Consider the following 18762-nt stretch of genomic DNA (forward strand, 5'->3'; position numbering starts at 1 on the left):
GACTTCAATAGGTACACGGTTCACCGCTGCGTTTATGGTGGCTGTGCGTGGGGCACCTTCGGGTGCGCTGGTTTTCCTATTGACCGGTCTGCTAACCCGCGTACAGCTACCACCCTCGTTTAGCAGCGTTGGTGATAGCTCTCTGGTTCAATAGGAGTTACACCATGAAAAAAGTCGTCCCCGACCCACCCCGCAATTGCGCCAAAGACCGCGCCGCCTTCAACCGCGCCCTCGACCATTACCTGCCCACCCCCGGCGTTCACAGCGTGATCGAAGACCTGAGCTTTGAAGACGCCCTGCTCTACATCGCCAGCCTGCTCGACAGCGCTTCGGCCACCACACTCAATTGCAGTGAAATGCTCGCCAGCCCCGAACGCGCGAAGATCCTGGCGGTGTGGCATTTGCTGGAGCTGGCCCGCACCAGGGTGGATCGCTCTATCGAGTGCCTGAAACCCGCAAAAGCAATGGCTTAAACACGGTCAAAAATGTGGGAGCAGGCAAGCCAGCTCCCACATTGGATCGTGTGGCTGCTGCTCCGTGTGGCTGATCAGTCAGTGGCCTTTCGACATGGTTTGTAAAGGGCCAGCAAGGCGCGTCGCTTTTAATTGCAGGACGTTTCCTAGACAATCCCTGCCGCCTTGTGCCTGTTGGAATCGATGGCTAGTCTGCGATCCGTCACTGCTCATCAGTGATCGGGTTTAGCAGCCTGACTTCAATAGGTACACGGTTCACCGCTGCGTTTATGGTGGCTGTGCGTGGGGCACCTTCGGGTGCGCTGGTTTTCCTATTGACCGGTCTGCTAACCCGCGTACAGCTACCACCCTCGTTTAGCAGCGTTGGTGATAGCTCTCTGGTTCAATAGGAGTTACACCATGAAAAAAGTCGTCCCCGACCCACCCCGCAATTGCGCCAAAGACCGCGCCGCCTTCAACCGCGCCCTCGACCATTACCTGCCCACCCCCGGCGTTCACAGCGTGATCGAAGACCTGAGCTTTGAAGACGCGTTGCTCTACACCGCCAGCCTGCTCGACAGCGCTTCGGCCACCACACTCAATTGCAGTGAAATGCTCGCCAGCCCCGAACGGGCGAAGATTCTGGCGGTGTGGCATTTGCTCGAGCTGGCCCGCACCACGGTGGATCGCTCTATCGAGTGCCTGAAACCCACCAAGGCAATGGCTTAAACGCGGTAAAAAAATGTGGGAGCTGGCTTGCCTGCGATGGCGGTATATCTGCACCTGATTTTCTAACTTATACACCGCTATCGCAGGCAAGCCAGCTCCCACAATTGACCATCGTCGCACCCACTAAACGGAATAGTTCTCGACAACTACGCGCACATAAACTTGTTATAGCCAGCCGCAATAATTAACCAAACAAACCCCACCGTTATGTAATCAACTTGTTACTTTCAAAGCCCCTCACCAACAGCTTCTTGACGCAGACAAAAAAGCCATACAACTAATTGTAAATATTGAATAATCATCGCCACTCCTGCTCCACTCAAGCGCCCTTTTTAAACTCCCGCCCGCACAAACTTGCAAAACAACCACAACCGGCTAAGTTCATGAATACCGTGAAAGCCATCAGCCATTACGCACAAAACCTGCCAGCCAGGTGAGGGGTTTTATTGCTCTAAAAACGGCGCAAACACAGACACGGAACTTAAGTCTCAATACTCAAAAGGGATGCTTTGATGAAGCGCAGCCGGCGGTATCGTGCATGCTCGAAAAAGGCGCCAGCCGAACACTTTTGGCTGTCATTGGTGTGCTTTTCTGCGCTGGTGATTGCCAGCTTTCTGTTGTTTGAACAACAGATCCAAGACTTCCTGATTCACCTCAACCTGTACCAACCGTCCTCGCCTGCCCAGGCGTTCAACCTGGCACTGCTGCTGGTCGCCCTGCTCGCGCTGGACGTGGTGCTGCCGGTGCCGTCGAGCATGGTGGCGTTGCTGGCGGTGGCCATGCTCGGCAGCGTTGGCGGTTACCTGGTGATTTTTATCGGTCTGTGCCTGGGTGCAGGCTTGGGGTATGCGTTGGGCGCCGGTTATTTTCGTTTGCTGTCCGGCCGCCTTGGCTTGCATCAGCGCTCGCCCGGGCAGTTGGCGTACCGCTTGGGCACGCTGTCGTTGATTTGCCTGCGCGGTGTACCGGTGCTGGCGGAAACCTCGGTGGTGGCCGCCGGGATGCAGCGCTACCCGCTGCGGGCCTTTTTGCTGATCACCACTTTGGCCAATGCCGGCCTGGCGCTGGCCTACACGGCCATCGGCACCTTCCTGATCGAGCAGAATTCATTGCTGGTCACGGTGCTGGCCAGCATGGTGTTGCCGCTGGCGTTTGTGGCGATCTACAGCCTGCTCAAACGCAAGCCAAGTGGGGATCAGCCTCTGCGTGGGCGGTTCACGGTCGCTTATGACTACCCGGTGATCTTCACCGACCACCTGTTCGACCCGCACAACCCATGCTTGCACCAGGAACTCACCGCAGCGCACAGCAGCCCGGTGACAGTGATGGTGTTCGCCGACGAGCAACTGCTGCACAGCGCGCCCGCGTTGCGCGACCAGATCGACGCCTACTTCGCGGCCCATGCCGATCTGCAGTTGCTCGCCGCGCCCATCGCCGTACCGGCCGGTGAATTGAGTAAAACCTCAGAGGTGTTGCAGCAGCTCTACAGCGACATGCTGCAACACGGCCTGGACCGGCATTGCTACGTGCTCGCCCTGGGCGGCGGCGCGGTGCTGGATTCGTTGGGTTACGCCTGCGCGACCTTCCACCGCGGCATCCGGCTGATCCGCATCCCCAGCACAGTGCTGGCCCAGAACGATGCCGGTATCGGCGTCAAAAACGGCATCAATGCCTTTGGCCAGAAGAACCTGCTCGGCGCGTTCTACCCCGCCACCGCCGTGATCAACGACTTCCAGTTGCTCACCAGCCTCACCCACCGCGACCAGATCGCCGGGCTGGCCGAAGCGGTGAAAGTGGCGCTGATCAAGGACGCCGCGTTCTTCGAGTGGATGGAAGCCAATGCCAGCGCCCTCGCCCACTTCGACCACGCGGCCAGCCGCTACGCGATTCGCCGTTGCGCCGAGCTGCACCTGGGGCATATCACCGGCGCCGGTGACCCGTTCGAGCGCGGTAACGGCCGCCCGCTGGATTATGGGCATTGGGCCGCGCACAAACTGGAAAACCTTAGCCACCACCGGCTGCGCCATGGTGAAGCCGTCGCAGTGGGCATGGCGCTGGATGGGCTTTACGCAAACGCACTGGGCCTGTTGAGCGATTCCGAAACTGAGCGGGTGATGAGCCTGCTGCACACGTTGGGCTTCAACCTGTGCCCGCCGGAACTGAGTGTGACCGACGCACAGGGCCGCTCACCGCTGTTGCTCGGCCTGGAGGAATTTCGCCAGCACTTGGGCGGGCAACTGTCGATCCCCATGCTCACCTGCATCGGCCAATCGGTGGACCTGCATGCAATCGACAGCGCAAAAATGCAAACGGCGCTGCAACGGCTGGCGGCCCACAGCAGCCCGGCACTGGCGGCCACCGAGGGCTACGCGCGATGAGCCCGATGAAAACCTGGATGACCCTCGGCCGCGTGTCCAACCTGCCGACGGTGTGGACCAACACCCTGGCCGCCGCCCTGCTCGCCAGCAGTGCCGGGGCCTTGGCGCCGCCCTCCTCGCTGGTGTGGGTGCTGCTGTTGACCACCTTGTCGCTGCTGTACCTGGCCGGCATGTTCTTGAATGACCTGCTGGATGCCGACTGGGACGAACAACACCACAACCCGCGCCCCATTACCCTGGGACTTGCCAGCCGTCAACAAGTCGGCCTGGCCACAACCTTGCTGCTGGTACTCGCGGCAGCGGCGGTGCTGGGCCTGAGCCGCTTGATCGACACGCCGCATTGGTTGCTCGGCGGCGTGGTGCTGCTGGTGGGCTGCATCTTCGGCTACAACCTGCTGCACAAAAAATATGCGCACAGCGTGTGGCTGATGGGCGCCTGCCGCTCGGCGCTGTACCTCACCGCCGCCGCCAGCCTGGCGGTGCCGCCGGAGCCGATCTGGCTCTGCGCGATGCTGCTTGGCGTGTACATCAGCGGCCTGACCTACCTGGCCCGCCAGGAGCACCGCAACCAACTGATCAGCCGCCTGCCGCTGCTGTTGATGCTCAGCCCGCTGGCCCTGGCGCTCTACTCCAACAACCTGTGGTTCTGGCCGGTATTGCTGCTGTGGCTGGGCTGGTTGGGCTGGCATTACTGGAAACACCTGGCCCACCCGCAACAGCGCCAGGTGCGCGCGTTTATCGGCGCAGGTTTGGCCGCGCTGCCGTTGTTCGATGCACTGGTGCTGGCGGTGGCCAATCAGCCATTGGGCAGCCTGGTGTGTGTGCTGGTGTTTTTCCTGCTTCCCCACTTTCAGCGTTGGATCAAGCCGACATGAACATGCGCCCGGATAACCTCGCCGACCTTCGCTTGAGCCTCACCCAACGGCTGGATGCCACGCAGCTGCATTGGTGGTTGCAGGCACATGCAAAGCTTGAAGAACAACCGCATGCTTCCACGGCGGCGCTGCTGTGCGGCCAGTGCAAACGCCAGTTGCCTGCCGCCGTTGTCGCGCCAGCCCGGGCACTGGTGGTGGCCAAGGCGCTGGAACACACGCCGGCAGACTATCAACTGCCGCTGCTGCGCCAACTGTTCCTGTGGGGCGATGACCAGGAAAAAATCGCCCTGCTCAGCGCCCTCGACTGGCTCGACCGCGACGGGATGTGCCTGGAACTGGCGTTGCAGGCCGGGCGCACCAGCAACCCGCAGGTGTTTGCCGCGCTCGCCCTCGACACCGCCTACCCGTCACGTCATTACCCGGAACGCGCCTTTCACCAACTGGTGCTCAAGGCGCTCGGTATGGGCCTCGACATCGGGCGCCTGGTGAACCTGGCGCAACACCACAGCGTGACCCTCAACCAGCTCGCCCTCGACCTGCTCGACGAACAGCTCGCGGCCTCACGCACCGTGTCCCCAGGCTTACCCAAAGCGATCGCCTTTGACCTGCTCAGCCCGGCGCAACTACAGCGCTTGCGCGGCCTGCGCCTGCCGCCCGAATGGCACGCCTACCTGAACTGATGCACATCGCCTTCCCTTGACGAGGATTCACCATGCTCAAGTACTTCGATCCGCATATCCATATGGTCAGCCGCACCACCGACGACTACCAGAACATGGCCGCCGCCGGCATCACCGGGGTGATTGAACCGGCATTCTGGCAAGGCCAGGCGCGCACCAGCCTGGGCAGTTTCGTCGACTATTTCGACACGCTGCTGGGTTGGGAACGCTTTCGCGCGAGCATGTTCGGCATCCACCACTTCTGCACCATCGGCCTGAACCCCAAGGAGGCCAATGACCTGTCGATTGCCAATGAAGTGCTGGAGATTCTGCCGCGTTACCTGGTCAAGGATGGCGTGGTGGCGGTGGGTGAAATCGGCTACGACGACATCACTCCCGAAGAGGACCGCTTCCTCGCCGCGCAACTGGAACTGGCCAAGCAATTCAACCTGCCGGTGCTGGTGCACACGCCGCACCGTGACAAGATCGGCGGCACCAAACGCACCCTCGCCGTCATCCGCGAAGTGGGGATTGCCGAACACCTGGTGATCATCGACCACCTCAACGAACTGACCTTGCCGCTGGTGCTCGACAGCGAGTGCTGGCGCGGCCATTCGATCTACCCCAACACCAAGATGTCGGAGCAGCGCATGGTCGCGTTGCTGCAGGAATACGGCACCGAAAAAATGGTGGTCAACAGCGCGGCGGACTGGGGCATCAGCGACCCGCTCAAGGTGCCCAAGACCGGCCAGGCGATGCTCGCGGCCGGGTTCAGTGCAGCCCAGGTGGAACAGGTGCTGTTCCATAACCCGGTGGACTTTTTTGCCCAGAGCGGCCAACTCGACAAGGCCCTGGTGAGCACGCCGCTGCCCATCGACCAACGCAAGCAATGGCAAGAAAACTCGGCCCTGCGTGGCCAGGACCCGGTGGTCAAATGAGCGCCGCCAAGGGCTGGGCGGCCAGCCAGATCGGCTATTGCAGCAATGTACACCCGGCACGCGACCTGGCCGGGCTGCGCGCCTCCATCACCGAGCATTTTCAGGGCGTGCGCACCTTGCGCGGGCTGGCCCAACAAGACAGCGGCCTGTGGATCTGCGCCCAGGCGGCGGCGCAATTACAGCACGCCCCGGCGCGCACGCAGTTTGTGCAGTTACTCAAGCAAAGCGGCGTGCGCCTGACCTCACTGAACGGTTTTCCCTATGGCGACTTCCACCAGGGCGCGGTGAAGGCCGAGGTGTATTTGCCCAGTTGGGCCGACCCGCAACGGCTGGCTTACAGCCTGGACCTGGCGCGCATCCTTGCCCACGCCCTGCCCGACGATTGCCGCCAAGGGGTAATTTCCACGGTGCCGCTGGGCTATGCCGCAACCTGGAGCAAAGCGCGGCAACTGCGCGCCGATGAACACCTCAGCCAACTCACAGCCGCACTTGCCACGCTGCACCACAAAACCGGCAAGAAAATTGTGTTCTGCCTGGAGATGGAGCCCGACTGTGTGCTGGAAAACACCGAGCAGACCCTCGCATTCTTCCAGCACCGGCAGGCCATGGACCCGAACCATGCCTACCTGGCGCTGTGTTTTGATGTGTGCCACCAAGCGGTGATGTTCGAGGATTGTTATCAATCCCTGGAACGGCTGCGTGCCGCCGGCGTGCCGGTGGGCAAGGTCCAGCTGTCCAATGCGATGATCTGCCACTTGCCGCCCGACGATGCCGTTCGGCGCGAAGCCGTGCTCGACACCCTCGCAAGCTTTGCCGAAGCCACCTACCTGCACCAGGTCAAGGCACTCGATGCACAGGGCCGTCGCGTGGCCTGGGCCGATCTGCCGGCGGCATTGCAAGGTTGCACCGGGTTCAACGAACTGCGCATTCACTTCCATATCCCGCTGTTCAGCGAACACTTGCTGTTGCCCGAGCTGCGCGGCAGCCAGGCGGCCCTGGCCCAGACCTTCGACTACCTGGCCGCCCACACTGAGTTCCGCCCGGTGCTGGAGGTGGAAACCTACAGCTGGGGCGTGTTGCCCGCGCAACTGCGGCCCACCACGCAACAGGCGCAGCTGGAAGGCATCGCCGCCGAGCTGCGTTGGGTCGAGAGCCAATTGCGCCAGCGCAACCTGCTGCAAACCCTGATGCAGGAGGCGTATGCCGATGCGCTCTGAGCAACCGCTGCTGCTGATCAATGTGGTCGGGCTGACGCCGTCGCTGCTGGGCGAGGCGACGCCGCAGATCAACGCGCTGCTCAAGACCGCCAAGATGGCCAGCCTGCAACCGGTGTTCCCTGCCGTGACGTCCACGGTGCAGGCCTCGATCCTCACCGGCGCGCCGCCGTCGCAGCATGGGATCGTCGGTAATGGCTGGTACTTTCGCGACCAGGCCGAAGTGCGTTTCTGGCTGCAACCCAATGCGCTGATCCAGGGCGAAAAGGTCTGGCACACCCTCAAGCGTGAAATGCCGGGCTTTCGCTGCAGCCAGTTGTTCTGGTGGTACAACATGTACGCCGATGTGGACGCCTCCATCACACCGCGCCCGCATTACCCGGCCGATGGGCGCAAGCAATTTGGCCTGTATTCGTCGCCGCCCGGTTTGCATGAGCAGATCGAGGCGCAGATTGGCGAGTTCCCGTTCCATGGTTTTTGGGGGCCGGCGGCGGGCATCGCGTCGAGCCGCTGGATTGTCGATTGCGCCATGGCCGAGTTCCAGATCAGCCGGCCGCACCTGCAATTGATCTACCTGCCGCACCTTGATTACAGCTTGCAGCGCGTGGGGCCTGAGCACCCGTCGATTGCTGATGAAGTGCGCGCCATCGACCACGAAGTCGGGCGTTTGCTGGCCTTTGCCGAGGCCCAGGGTGCGGCGGTGATGCTGCTGTCTGAGTACGGCATCGAAGCCGTCGCGCAGTCGGTGTCGATCAACCGCGTGCTGCGCGCCGAAGGCCTGTTGCAGGTGCGCCAATCCTTGAGCTGGGAACTGCTCGACCCCGGCGCCAGCGCGGCGTTTGCGGTGGCGGACCATCAGGTCGCGCATGTCTACGTAAAGCACGCGCAAGACATCCCGCGCGTCAAAGCCCTGTTGCAGCGCCAGCCCGGCATCGAGCAGGTGCTGGACAAAGCCGAACAACGCGTTTGGCAGCTCGACCATCCACGCAGCGGCGAGCTGGTGGCCGTGGCCGCCGCCGGGTTCTGGTTCGATTACTACTACTGGCTGGACGAACGCAAAGCGCCGGATTTTGCGCGCACCGTGGACATTCACCGCAAGCCCGGCTACGACCCGGTCGAGTTGTTTATCGACCCGGCCATTCGCTTGCCCAAGCTCAAAGTGGCGCGCCGCCTGCTGCAAAAAAAGCTCGGTTTTCGCTACTACATGGACCTGATCCCACTGGACACAGGGTTAGTCCGTGGCAGCCATGGTCGTCTGCCCAGCAGTGCGCAGACCGGCCCGCTGCTGATCACCAATTGCGACCTGGCGTTGCCGCAGCAACTGGCGGCGACGGCAGTCAAGCAACTGCTCCTGGAGCACTTCCTGGGGCGCCCTCACCTCGAACTGGCGAATGCCAAGGAGCTTTCATGCGGCGAGCCTTATCTATAACGGTCCTGAGCGCACTGGCCGGATTGGCCCAGGCACAGGACACCACCCCCTTCGATTGCAGCAACTTTCTGCAGTTTGGAGGCAATCTCGACGCCACCCGGGCCGCCTTCACCCAAGGCCCCGAGACCCTCGCCTGGAACTGGTTTGCCTGCCTGAACCAGCCTGCCGGCCCACAAAGCCCTGACCGGGTCTGGGAAACCCTCAAACCGTCGGACCAGGTCTACCTGCCTAACGGCGCCCAACCGCTGCCGTATGGCCAAAGCGTGCCGCCACCCGCCGCCGTGCTGAGCCAGGCCCAGGCGATGGGCATGAACCCCAACCGAATCTTGCATAACCTCAACGCCACGCAACAGGTGGACGGGCTCATCCTGCAAATGGGCGGCCAGGTGCCGGCAGCCGAGAAAGGCCAGCCGGTGCGCTTCCAACTGCTGATGGGCCAGGACACGTTCGAGTACATCGTGCAGCAGAAGGTCTACAACGTGAACGGCCAGGCCGCACTCACCAGCGACCTGAACTTCCCCTCCACCGCCTGGGAGCTGAAAGCCGCGTGGCTGTGGATCGGTAACGACACGGCCTACCAGCAACAACTGGCCAGCCAGGGTTACTACATTGCCCAGGCCTACTACCAGCAGGGCAAGCAGTATCAGGTTGGCTATGCGGCGCTGAGCGGCTTGCATGTGATCAACAAGCTGAACCCCGATTGGGTGTGGACCACCTTCGAAAACCGTAACAACAGCCAGTACACGGTGACCAACGCCGCACCCGCTGCGCCGATGACCAACAGCACCGGGCCAACAGCGGCGGCGCAGCCGGTGAACGCCACCTTCCAGGCTCAATACCCGGCGTTGGCGCAGTACGAGCTGATCGGCGTGCAATCCAACACCACGCCAACGTTACTGGCCAACTCCCAGCTGGAATCGGCGTTCCAAAGTGAATCTTCATGCTTTGCCTGCCATGGCACCGCGGCCTATTCGCCCAAGCAGGGCTACTTCAATTTCGCCTTGAACAAAGACGGCGGCATCGTCTACCCCACCGCGCCGTTGCCCGCCTCCGACTTTGTCGGCTACCACAAACTGGACTTTGTCTGGTCGCTCAAACGCGCCCAGTGGCAACGTTAAGGAGACTCACATGAGCGTCTTGAATTTCCCGCGTATCTACCTGGGCGGCCATATGTTCTGGAACCCGCCGACGGCCAACAACAACGACATGTACCCGCTGTACGATGCGGTAAAAATGCAGATGAACTGGCCGTTCTTGAAGGCCTTCGACATCACGCCACTGAATGCCGCCAGCACCTTGCTGCCCTGGACCATCGCCCCGCTGCCGCCCGCCAGCGTGCCCGACTACGTGATGCAGGTGCCAGGCAATGCCGGGCAGTTGACCACGCCGATGATCCCTGGCGAGTGGAACCTGTTCGGCGACAATGCCTGCGGCACCGTGAGCTACAACCAGACCCAGTCGGTGATCACCGGCGGCGAGTTACCCGGCGGTGGCTATGTGGACCAGGACCCGCTGATCAACCAGAGCTTCCAGTTGCTCGGCAACCCCTTCGGCGGTGCCCCCAGCTCGCCGGCGCGCTTTGTCGACGTGAGCCCCTGGCAGAACACTTTTACCGCGCTGTACTTCGACAAGCTGGTGCTGGGCAACGCCGAGTGCGGCCTGACGCTCAATCGCCAGTTCCGCATGCTCGACCGTTTCCTCAACTTCAACTGGGCCAACCTCGGTGGCCTGGCCTACGTGACCACCACCTGGCAAACCTGTTTCCCCAAAGAGAACCTGGAATGGGTGATCGGCAATTCCGCCTTGCTGCAAAACCTGCAGACCCAGATGGCGCAGCAAAATGCCAAGGGCTTGATGTTCCGTTTTTCGACCTACCTGACGTGCTACGACAAGAACGGCATCCTCAACAACTACCCGCCGATCGACACCCACTCCTCCAGCGCGGCGGCCCAGGCCCAGGTGCAGGCCATGTACCAACAGGGGCTGGATAACGTCGGCGATATCTTCTTCAACCCGGCCTATAGCCGCACGGTCGGCACCCTGGGCCTGTGGCTCGACGATGAGTTCCCCACCGCCCCCGCCGGCCGGCGCCTGGTACCGGCCGGTGCAGTGCCCATCTACAAGACCTCGCCGGGCACGGCCACCCAGGCGCAGCTCGGGGTGATCTCGGCGCAGGCCCACGACAACACCCTGTCGCTGGACCTGGGCAATGCCTTCCCGTTCTACCCGATCGACAAGACGGCCGACATCCCGGTCGCGGCCAAATTCCAGGCCGGCAATTACCAGATCGGCATCCGCCAGGGCACGCAATTCAGCCCGCTGGCCAGTTTTGGTTATGACGATTATCAACAGGCGGCCTTCGACAAACGCTCGGGCATCCTCGACCTGCCGCTGGGCGTGGACGCCCAGGCACTCCTGCAAACCGGCACCCTGGAACTGCAACAGCCCGGCACCACGCCCGTGATCGCCGCGACCCAGCAGATGTGGACCGCCGAAGTCGTCGAGAGCGCGAGCTTTATCGACGTGGGCGACACCAAAACCCTGCAGGTTATGGTGCAATACGACGGCCTGCCCGCGCCTGCCGGCACCACGTTGTGGGTGGCCGAATACGGCAATGCCTACATGCTGTGTACCACCGACTACTACCTGGCCTTCAGCAACGCGGCGAACTTCACGCTGTTCAACAACGACCCGGCCAACCCGGCGAATAACAGCGCCAATTGGCCGCAATTTCAAGGCGCAACCACGCTGCGCAGCCACGTAACCGAGGGCACCGGTCGCCAATTGATGGCCACGCGGCTGGCGGTGTCAGCCGATCAAATGACGCCGGTGACCTACCAGGAATTTTTACCGACACCTGCGGCAGTGGCCTTAAGCCCGACGCTCACGTTCGCCAACCCGATCGCCATGCAAGGCACCTTGCAAGACCCGCTCAACAATACGGTGCAATACAGCCTGGCGAAGATCCAGACCGACGCCAACGGCATCGCCAACCTGACCGTCACCGCCCAGGCGCCGGGTTTTCCGACCTTGCGTTTCTTTGTGCAGGAAGGTCAGCAGGCACCGGCGATCCCGTTCAGCTTCCCGCTGCCCACGGCCTTCACCGACTTCCTCGCGCCGCTGCGGGTGCTGCCGCTGGAACCGCAGTTGCAGCAGAACTTCGTCAACGCCTGGAACCTGATTTATCAACGCGAAAACGCCGGCCAGCTGATCTGGGAGACCTTCATCTACCCCTTCATCCTGCAGCCGTTTTATTACCTGTACCCGATCATGAGCAAGTTCATGCCGCTCAACTCCTTGTCGCGCATTGAGGGCGCGGTGGACCAACTGATTGTGTTGATCAGCAAGCCCTATCAGGAAGAAAGCACCCTGGCGATGCCCATTACGCGAGACATGCCGCAAAGCCGTCGAGCCGTACTGGAGTTGTGGGCGCAAGCCTTGGTGAAACGCAACTACCCGCCCGTGCAATTGAGCATGAGCGACTACCACTAAGCCACACGCAGGAGCGCCGGGTGGCCTGACGGCTGCCCGGCCCCCCACAGGAGTGTCCTATGAACACCAGCCTTTTGAGCCGACTGTTGCTGCTGTTTGTGCTGCTCAGCCCCGCCGCGTTTGCCGCCGACGACAGCGGCGCCGTGTACTTTACCAATGGTGTACACAACAGCGAAGGGTGCAACGCGCAGAACGGCAACTGCATCGCCAAACGCGCGCCAGGCGAGCCGTCCGATCCGTTTTTTCCGGCGCAATGGATCAGCGACTGGACGATGTACCGGGTCATGAACAACTACGCGAAAAACCCGCCGCCCTATAGCAATCCACCCTCGACCCTCACACCTGCCGACTACACGGTCTCGCGCGGGACGAGCTACTACGACACCACGTATATCCCGCCGGATGGCGACGGCTTCGGCGCGATGATGGAGCACTACGAGAAGTACTGCCTGCCGATCTTCCCGATCAAGAACAACAACTACACCTGCTCGTTCGTGTCCCTGGGCAACAAGGCGTACTTTTTGACTTACCCGCAGGACCGCCCGAAAGACATGCCGGCCTGCTGCATGTTTTCGCCGATGAACCACCCACCGCGCCAGGACTTTATCGAGCACCTGCCCTACAGCGCCGAGCGCAGCAAAAACCTCAACGCCAGCGTGCAGGCCTATGCCCTGGACCTGCAATCACCGTCGGGGCCGATCCTGTTTGGTTATGCCTTCAACAAGCGCCAGACAGGCTCACCACCCTACCGTTCGCCGCAGTCGTTCTTCTTTTCCGGGGACACCAGCGTGGCCAATGCGCCGATCGTGAGCCAGAACTACACCAACTTCCGTATCGCCAAACCCGACCCCAGGCAGACCTGGGACCAAGTGGCTGCGATGTGCCCGTCCAACCCGCCGCCTTGCCAGCTGTTCGAGCCGCCGGCCTCCCAGAGCAACGGCCATAAGGCGCAATGGAACCAGTTGATGCAGCGTAAGCCTTGAGGAAGATCATCATGAAAACACTACTGAGTGTGATGCTGCTGGGGCTGGTCAGCTTGCCGGCCCTGGCGCGCGAAGAGCCGCAGCCGTCGATGCTGGCCACGCAGCTCAACTGCCAGCCACCCACCAGCGCACCCGCCGCGAATGCGCCGCAGGACCAGTTCGATCAATACAGCTGGCAGATGTTCGTCGCCCTGAACTGGCCGGCCCAGGACGGGCAGCGTGGCACGCCCAACTGCAACAAACAGCCTGGGGATTCTGGCTACACCGTGTGGCAGACCTACAAGACGGTCAGTGAGATCTTCCTGCCGGGCGCCGCCAACCCTGGGCCGTGGAACAGCCCGCTGACGGCCCGCAGCCTGGGCATCATTAATATCGCTGCGTTGAAGAACAGTTCGCTGGTCAACTCCATCGACCAGGCGGTCGGTGGCTGGCTGATCGACCAGGCGGGCAACCCGACCTACTACGATATCTCGGCCAACCAGGCGTCCTATAACTACATTGTCGGCAACCGCTTCTACAACGCGAACGTGGTGTCCAAAGCCAATAACATCAGCTTCCCCAATGGGGTGATCGAGATCAAATCGAGCTGGCGCATCCTCACGCCCAGGGACAATGCCAGCCATTACCTGACGCAGATTGCGCGCGTGGCCACCTTCAACAGCCAGGGCCAACGCACCGGGGTGACCGAGGCGTATCTGGGGCTGGTGGGCCTGCATATCATTACCAAGGTCAATGGCTACCCGCAGTGGATCTGGTCGACCTTCGAGCAGATCGAAAACGTGCCGCCCAAGGCCAAGGTCAATGGCCAGTGGGTCGATCAGCCGGTGTCCGGTACGGCGTATTCCTACTACACCCCGTTGGCCCCGGCCGCCACGCTCAACCAGTCGCCGTGCAACTGGCAGACCCAGGGCACGCAACTGGTCTGTGTGCCCAAGCCCGGCACCACATTCAAGACGCCGAACCCGCTTAACCGCGTAACGCCGATTGCCGACGCCACAGGCTGGGTGAATGCCAATTACCAGGCCAACCCCGGCCTGCAACGCAGCGTTTTGAAGTACTACCAGTTGATCACCACCCAGCGCCCGCTGATGCCCAACAACCCGAGCAACCCACTGGGCCAGCCGACACCGGCGCTGTCGGCCAACGTGACCATGGAGAGTTATATCCAGCCCAACAGCAGCTGCATGAATTGCCATTCCATGGCCACGCCGGTGAAGAGCCCGTTCAAGTCTGACTTCTCGTACCTGTTCAAATTTGCCAACCCGCCCGTCACCCCACACGCCACGGACAAGGAATAGACCATGAGCATCCTCAATGGACCACGACTGAATTTCTGGGGCGGCATCCGCACCGACGTGAGCTTGCCGAACAACTCGCCGACCATCCCGTTCAATGGCAACCCGAACTGGCCGCTGTTTGACCTGACCACCTCGACCCTGGCGCCGGGTGCGCAGTCTTATACCGATGACCAACTGAACAACATGATCAACGCGCCGGCCGGCAACTACTACACCGCCGGCGGCTGGAACCACTATGGCCAGCATGTGGTGGACATGCAGAGCGCCCTGATCAGTTCCCAAGGTGTGCCGGGCAACATCAGCACCACCGGCGACCTGATTGGCCAGCCGGTGTATCTGCTCGGCTCGGTAGACCCCGTGACCGGCCAAGGCCCGGTCTCCGGCCCGATGATGGTGGACCTGGACCCCAGCGCCTCGACCACCACGCAGATATTTGTCGGTGGCCTGCAAATTGGTGGCAACGACAATATCCAGTTGCTGATCCGCAACAATGCGGTGTGCAGCAGTTACGACGTGACCGGCCGCGTGCTCGACCCGGCAAAAATGGACGCACCGGGCTCGTTCCATGCCAGTGGCACGTTCCAGTTGACCTTCCCGCTGAGCAGTATCGTCAGTTGGAACCAGAACAGCGCCGGCCTCAAGGCGATCATCCAGGCGCCGGGGGCGACGGGCATTGTCTTGCGTTTTGTGATGTTCGAGATGTGCCCGCAGATGACCACGGCGCAGTTGGACGCCGATTACGCCGCCGGTAAATATACGCCTAACCCGAGCATCGGCCGGGTGATCGGCACCCTGGCCCCGGCGTTTGCCGGCGAACTGCCGGGCTGCCAGCCGGGCCGCCAGATCGTCAACCAGGCCACGGGCAACGCCGCCTATGCGGCGCTGGGCAACAACGGTTTGCTGAGCCTCGATATGGTCAACGTCATCCCCAAGCAAACCTTCCGCGCCGTGCGCGATGACATCACCAGCCCCATCGGGCCGAATGCCAATTACGGGCCGGTGACCATTGCCGCCGGTGCCGCGCCGCTGACGACACTCAATCCCACCGCCAGCCCGCTGGTCAATTACTACGTGTATGGCGGTATCGTTGACCTGCCCCTGAATACCAGCCAACAGCAAGCCGTGAGGACCACGGCGCTGAACATCACCGCCCCCAATGCAGTGAACGGTAAAAAACTCAACGCCACCGAAGCGACGTACCGGGTGTATGCCGACCAGCGCAATGTGTACCTGGAGGACTACCCCACTGGTTTGACCATCACCTTGCGCGTCAGCTACCTGGGCGGACCAGTGCCCAACGCCACCAAGGTGAGCCTCGCAGCCAGCGCGCCGGGGGCTTACGATCAAAAGCAGTATTTTGACTTCCTTAACTTCCCCACGTCTCTGACCGTGAATGCCGGGCAACAGACGGTGAGCTTCCCGGTCACGCTCAAAAGCGGCAGTGCCGGCCAGGCCGGTTTTGTCGCGCTGACCTGCACGGCCAACGGCGTGGACGATGGCGCCTTCTTCACCAACTTGCGCAAATACGCCCAGACTGATTTCGGCATAGCCAAGGGCAGCACCATCACCTGGGCACAGGTTTACCCGAACGTGTTGCGCTTTCACTACCTGGCCTTCCCCGCCATGTCGCGCTACGTACCGCTCAACCAGCCCGACGCGATCATGGGCGCCAAAAACGCGATTTTGGCGCGCACCTCGGACGCCTACAAAGGCACCACGCTGTTCATGCCGGTCGTGCGCTCGATGTCGCCGGCCCAGCGTGCGTTGCTGCGCGCCTACCTCACCGGCAGCCCATGGCAGCCGCCACAATAGGAGCACACCCCATGACCTTGCATATTCCGGCGCAGCCCATTGAGGCACTGCACCCCATTACACTGATCGCCGACGGCCTGCTCAACCCACGCGGCCTGTGCCTGCAAGACGATGGCAGCCTGCTGTTGGCCGAAGCCGGCTCCGGCCTGGCGGACCAGCCCTTCAGCGGCCGCATCAGCCAACTTCAACCCGACCCTGCGCGGCCTGGTGAATACTTGCCCGGCAAAGTCATCGCCCAAGGCTTTCGCAGCATGAACATGCAGGCGCGCATGCTGCGCGATGAAATCATGGGCGTGTCGGACATCGCCTGTGTTGATGGGCGTTGCCTGGCCAGCCTGACCGATTACGTCGGCGGCTCGCAACTGCTCGACCTGCAATACAACCCGCCTGAGCCGGTGTTCCACAGCCGGGGCAATTTGAATGCGCTGTGCTACCACCCCACGCGCCGCAGCTGGCTGGCGGTAAAACCTGATACCAATCAACTGGTGGAGTTCACACAAGGCAGGGACGAACGGGTGCTGGCGCAACTGCCGGAACTCGATCAGGGCCAGGAAGCCGTGCCCGTGACCCTGGTGTACGAACCGCAGACGGATGCAGTGTTGATCAGCCTGTTCTCTGGCGAGCTGCACGGCGACCCGGCGCGCAAGGGCATCGACTTTGCCGACTTTGCCGGCCAAGTGATCCGCGTGCACCCGGCCACCGGGCAGATGGAAGTGGTGATACGCGGCCTGCAATTGCCCACGGGCCTGGCGTTGTGCTCGCGCGGCAGGCTGCTGGTGCTGGAACTGTGCAGCCACCTGCAACAACCGCTGCTGCCGGACTGGAGCGGCGAGCCGCTGCACGGCGGTTTTACCCGATTCAGTGGGCGTTTGCTGCGTTGCAACCTGCACACCCGGGAAGTCGAAGTGCTGGTGCGCGGCCTGGATACGCCGTCCAACTTATGTGTGGTACAGGACGCCGTGCTGATCAGCGAAGGCATGGGCCTGGCCGGGCGGCCAATCCCCACGCCCTACAACACAGTGGTGCCATTGAGCGGCAAGATAAGGCGGGTGCCGCTTTGAAACCATGCCCTACGCAGTCAAGCAAGTCGAATCAGAAATCGAGCTGAAGAAAAGCAACCCGTGGCGAGCAGGCTTGCCCTGCGATGGGCTGCGCAGCAGCCCCAGCCCGCTGTAACTGGCTCACCGAGTCGCCTGATTTGGGGCGGCTTCGCCACCCATCGCAGGGCAAGCCTGCTCGCCACAGTGACAGTGTTCGTCCTTGATTAAAGGGTATCGCGGGTTATTCAAAGACCTTGAAAGCGCTGGCTCTGAAAGCGGCCTTATACCGCGTCCTCCAGCAGCAAGACGGTCGCAGGCCCCGCACGAAACGACGGATTGTGTTGGGCCGCTTCCACCATATGAGGGGCGACATGGTGGGCGTCCAATGCAGCCTTTGAAGCCCATTTTTCGATGAGGACAAAGCTGTCGGGGTTGCCCACCACGGGATGCAAATCATAGTTCAGGCACCCGTGCTCGGCCCGCACCTTAGGTGCCAGCGCCTGAAACGCTGCCAACTGCTGCAAGCCCTTGCCGGGCTGGGTATTGATCATCACGACAAGCCGCACTTCATTTGGCATGAACACACCGTCACTTAGGCTGGATAAGGAAGCAGCACAGTACTTGAGCGTGATGCCTGGGTGCAAAAAACATAATTCACATGCGGATTTCACGCGGTTTTCACAGTGGCGCGCCTAGCCTGAACTCAGCTCCTGAGTGAACACCTTTTAAGCCCGCGCCCCCATCGTGGGCTTTTCTTTGTCTGGTTTTACCTGCGTGCCGAGCGGTTAGAGGTGTAGACAGCCCAGGCCATGCCCCGCCAACAACGTGAAGGCATTCACACTTCCGCAACGCCAGTGTTGAAGCACAAAAATTGCCCCAATAGTATTTCCCTCCACCCGAGCGCCCAACTTTATACGGATATTGCTCTGCGCCAGCTCGGGCGCTGACACGTGTGCAGGCAATCAAACATTGAGGTTTGCCATGCGTCTTACCCAACTCGCACCCGCCGCCGCCCTGTTCAGCCTGTTTACCCTGCCCGCCCACGCCGCCGACCTGACAGCCCTGACGGGCGCGCTGTCCTCCGCCCTGGGTGGCAGCAGCAACAACACCGTCAACACTAATACCAACAACGCCTCCTGCCAGCAGCAGATCCGCGATCTGCAGGCCAACATCAATGCAGCCAACGCCAAAGGCGATACCTTGCGCGCGACAGCCTTTCAGGCGGCCCTGACGCAAACCAATAAAAGCTGCAGTAACGCGCGCTACAACACCCAGGCGCAGGTGGATACCAACCCACAACACCAGCAAAACGTGAACAAGGCTGCGGATGCGATTAATGCCATCGGTGGTTTGTTCAAGTAAGTCGAAATTTGATGTGAGAAGAGCCCGCGGTTGCGGGCTTTTTTACGACCGGTACTTGGCTATCTGCCGTGTGCAGCCCGAGGAGGTAGACATGCTTTAAT

The 18762-nt window shown here is 61.6% G+C and carries 16 protein-coding genes; 15 read left to right on the top strand and 1 reads right to left on the bottom strand.

The features are described 5' to 3' along the window. The first annotated feature begins 164 nt into the window (after positions 1-164). The 14 genes from HU759_RS17795 (at position 165) to HU759_RS17860 (ending at position 17320) form a co-directional block, all read left to right on the top strand. A complete protein-coding gene (locus HU759_RS17795) occupies positions 165-473 on the top strand; it encodes a hypothetical protein (protein WP_217858122.1) in 309 nt (102 codons plus the stop codon). Positions 474-872: 399 nt separating this feature from the next. Continuing rightward, positions 873-1181, top strand: a complete 309-nt coding sequence (locus tag HU759_RS17800; RefSeq protein ID WP_069787254.1) for a hypothetical protein — start codon at positions 873-875, stop codon at positions 1179-1181. A 512-nt stretch (positions 1182-1693) separates the two neighbouring features. Further along, positions 1694-3559 (top strand): 3-dehydroquinate synthase, encoded by a 1866-nt coding sequence (locus HU759_RS17805; RefSeq protein ID WP_186617605.1) that lies wholly within the window; start codon positions 1694-1696, stop codon positions 3557-3559. A gap of 5 nt (positions 3560-3564) precedes the next feature. Further along, positions 3565-4434, top strand: a complete 870-nt coding sequence (locus tag HU759_RS17810; RefSeq protein ID WP_186617701.1) for a UbiA family prenyltransferase — start codon at positions 3565-3567, stop codon at positions 4432-4434. Next, positions 4431-5114 carry an EboA domain-containing protein gene (locus HU759_RS17815; RefSeq protein WP_186617607.1) on the top strand — a complete coding sequence of 228 codons (684 nt, stop codon included), beginning with the start codon at positions 4431-4433 and terminating at the stop codon, positions 5112-5114. Before HU759_RS17810 ends, HU759_RS17815 begins: the two co-directional genes overlap by 4 nt. 32 nt (positions 5115-5146) lie before the next feature. Continuing rightward, on the top strand, positions 5147-6031 hold the full coding sequence (locus HU759_RS17820; protein ID WP_170040186.1) for a TatD family hydrolase: 885 nt from the start codon (positions 5147-5149) through the stop codon (positions 6029-6031). Next, the gene (eboE, locus tag HU759_RS17825; protein WP_017136540.1) at positions 6028-7248 is read left to right on the top strand and encodes a metabolite traffic protein EboE; all 1221 of its coding nucleotides are present in this window, start codon (positions 6028-6030) and stop codon (positions 7246-7248) included. Before HU759_RS17820 ends, eboE begins: the two co-directional genes overlap by 4 nt. Beyond that, entirely contained in the window at positions 7238-8674 is a 1437-nt protein-coding gene (locus tag HU759_RS17830) for a nucleotide pyrophosphatase/phosphodiesterase family protein (protein ID WP_170040235.1), read from the top strand. Before eboE ends, HU759_RS17830 begins: the two co-directional genes overlap by 11 nt. Then, complete coding sequence (locus HU759_RS17835) at positions 8653-9792, top strand: hypothetical protein (protein ID WP_170040188.1); 1140 nt, start codon at positions 8653-8655, stop codon at positions 9790-9792. The genes HU759_RS17830 and HU759_RS17835 overlap by 22 nt, the downstream gene beginning before the upstream one ends. Positions 9793-9802: 10 nt before the next feature. Then, positions 9803-12166, top strand: a complete 2364-nt coding sequence (locus HU759_RS17840) for a hypothetical protein (RefSeq protein WP_099547922.1) — start codon at positions 9803-9805, stop codon at positions 12164-12166. Between the two features lie 59 nt (positions 12167-12225). Continuing rightward, positions 12226-13149 carry a hypothetical protein gene (locus HU759_RS17845; protein WP_170040190.1) on the top strand — a complete coding sequence of 308 codons (924 nt, stop codon included), beginning with the start codon at positions 12226-12228 and terminating at the stop codon, positions 13147-13149. Positions 13150-13160: 11 nt separating this feature from the next. Next, positions 13161-14447, top strand: a complete 1287-nt coding sequence (locus HU759_RS17850; RefSeq protein ID WP_177035053.1) for a hypothetical protein — start codon at positions 13161-13163, stop codon at positions 14445-14447. A 3-nt stretch (positions 14448-14450) separates the two neighbouring features. Continuing rightward, positions 14451-16259 (top strand): hypothetical protein, encoded by a 1809-nt coding sequence (locus HU759_RS17855; protein WP_186617610.1) that lies wholly within the window; start codon positions 14451-14453, stop codon positions 16257-16259. An 11-nt stretch (positions 16260-16270) separates the two neighbouring features. Beyond that, entirely contained in the window at positions 16271-17320 is a 1050-nt protein-coding gene (locus HU759_RS17860; RefSeq protein ID WP_170040194.1) for a hypothetical protein, read from the top strand. 260 nt (positions 17321-17580) lie between these two features. On the opposite strand, the gene HU759_RS17865 is transcribed toward HU759_RS17860, so the two are convergent. Next, a complete protein-coding gene (locus tag HU759_RS17865; RefSeq protein WP_099547926.1) occupies positions 17581-17877 on the bottom strand; it encodes a putative quinol monooxygenase in 297 nt (98 codons plus the stop codon). A 403-nt stretch (positions 17878-18280) separates the two neighbouring features. Between HU759_RS17865 and HU759_RS17870 the strand changes: the two genes are divergently transcribed. Further along, positions 18281-18661 carry a DUF1090 family protein gene (locus HU759_RS17870; RefSeq protein ID WP_169988296.1) on the top strand — a complete coding sequence of 127 codons (381 nt, stop codon included), beginning with the start codon at positions 18281-18283 and terminating at the stop codon, positions 18659-18661. Positions 18662-18762: the final 101 nt, after the last annotated feature.

The organism is Pseudomonas sp. OE 28.3 (genome assembly GCF_014268205.2).
GTDB lineage: Bacteria > Pseudomonadota > Gammaproteobacteria > Pseudomonadales > Pseudomonadaceae > Aquipseudomonas > Aquipseudomonas edaphica.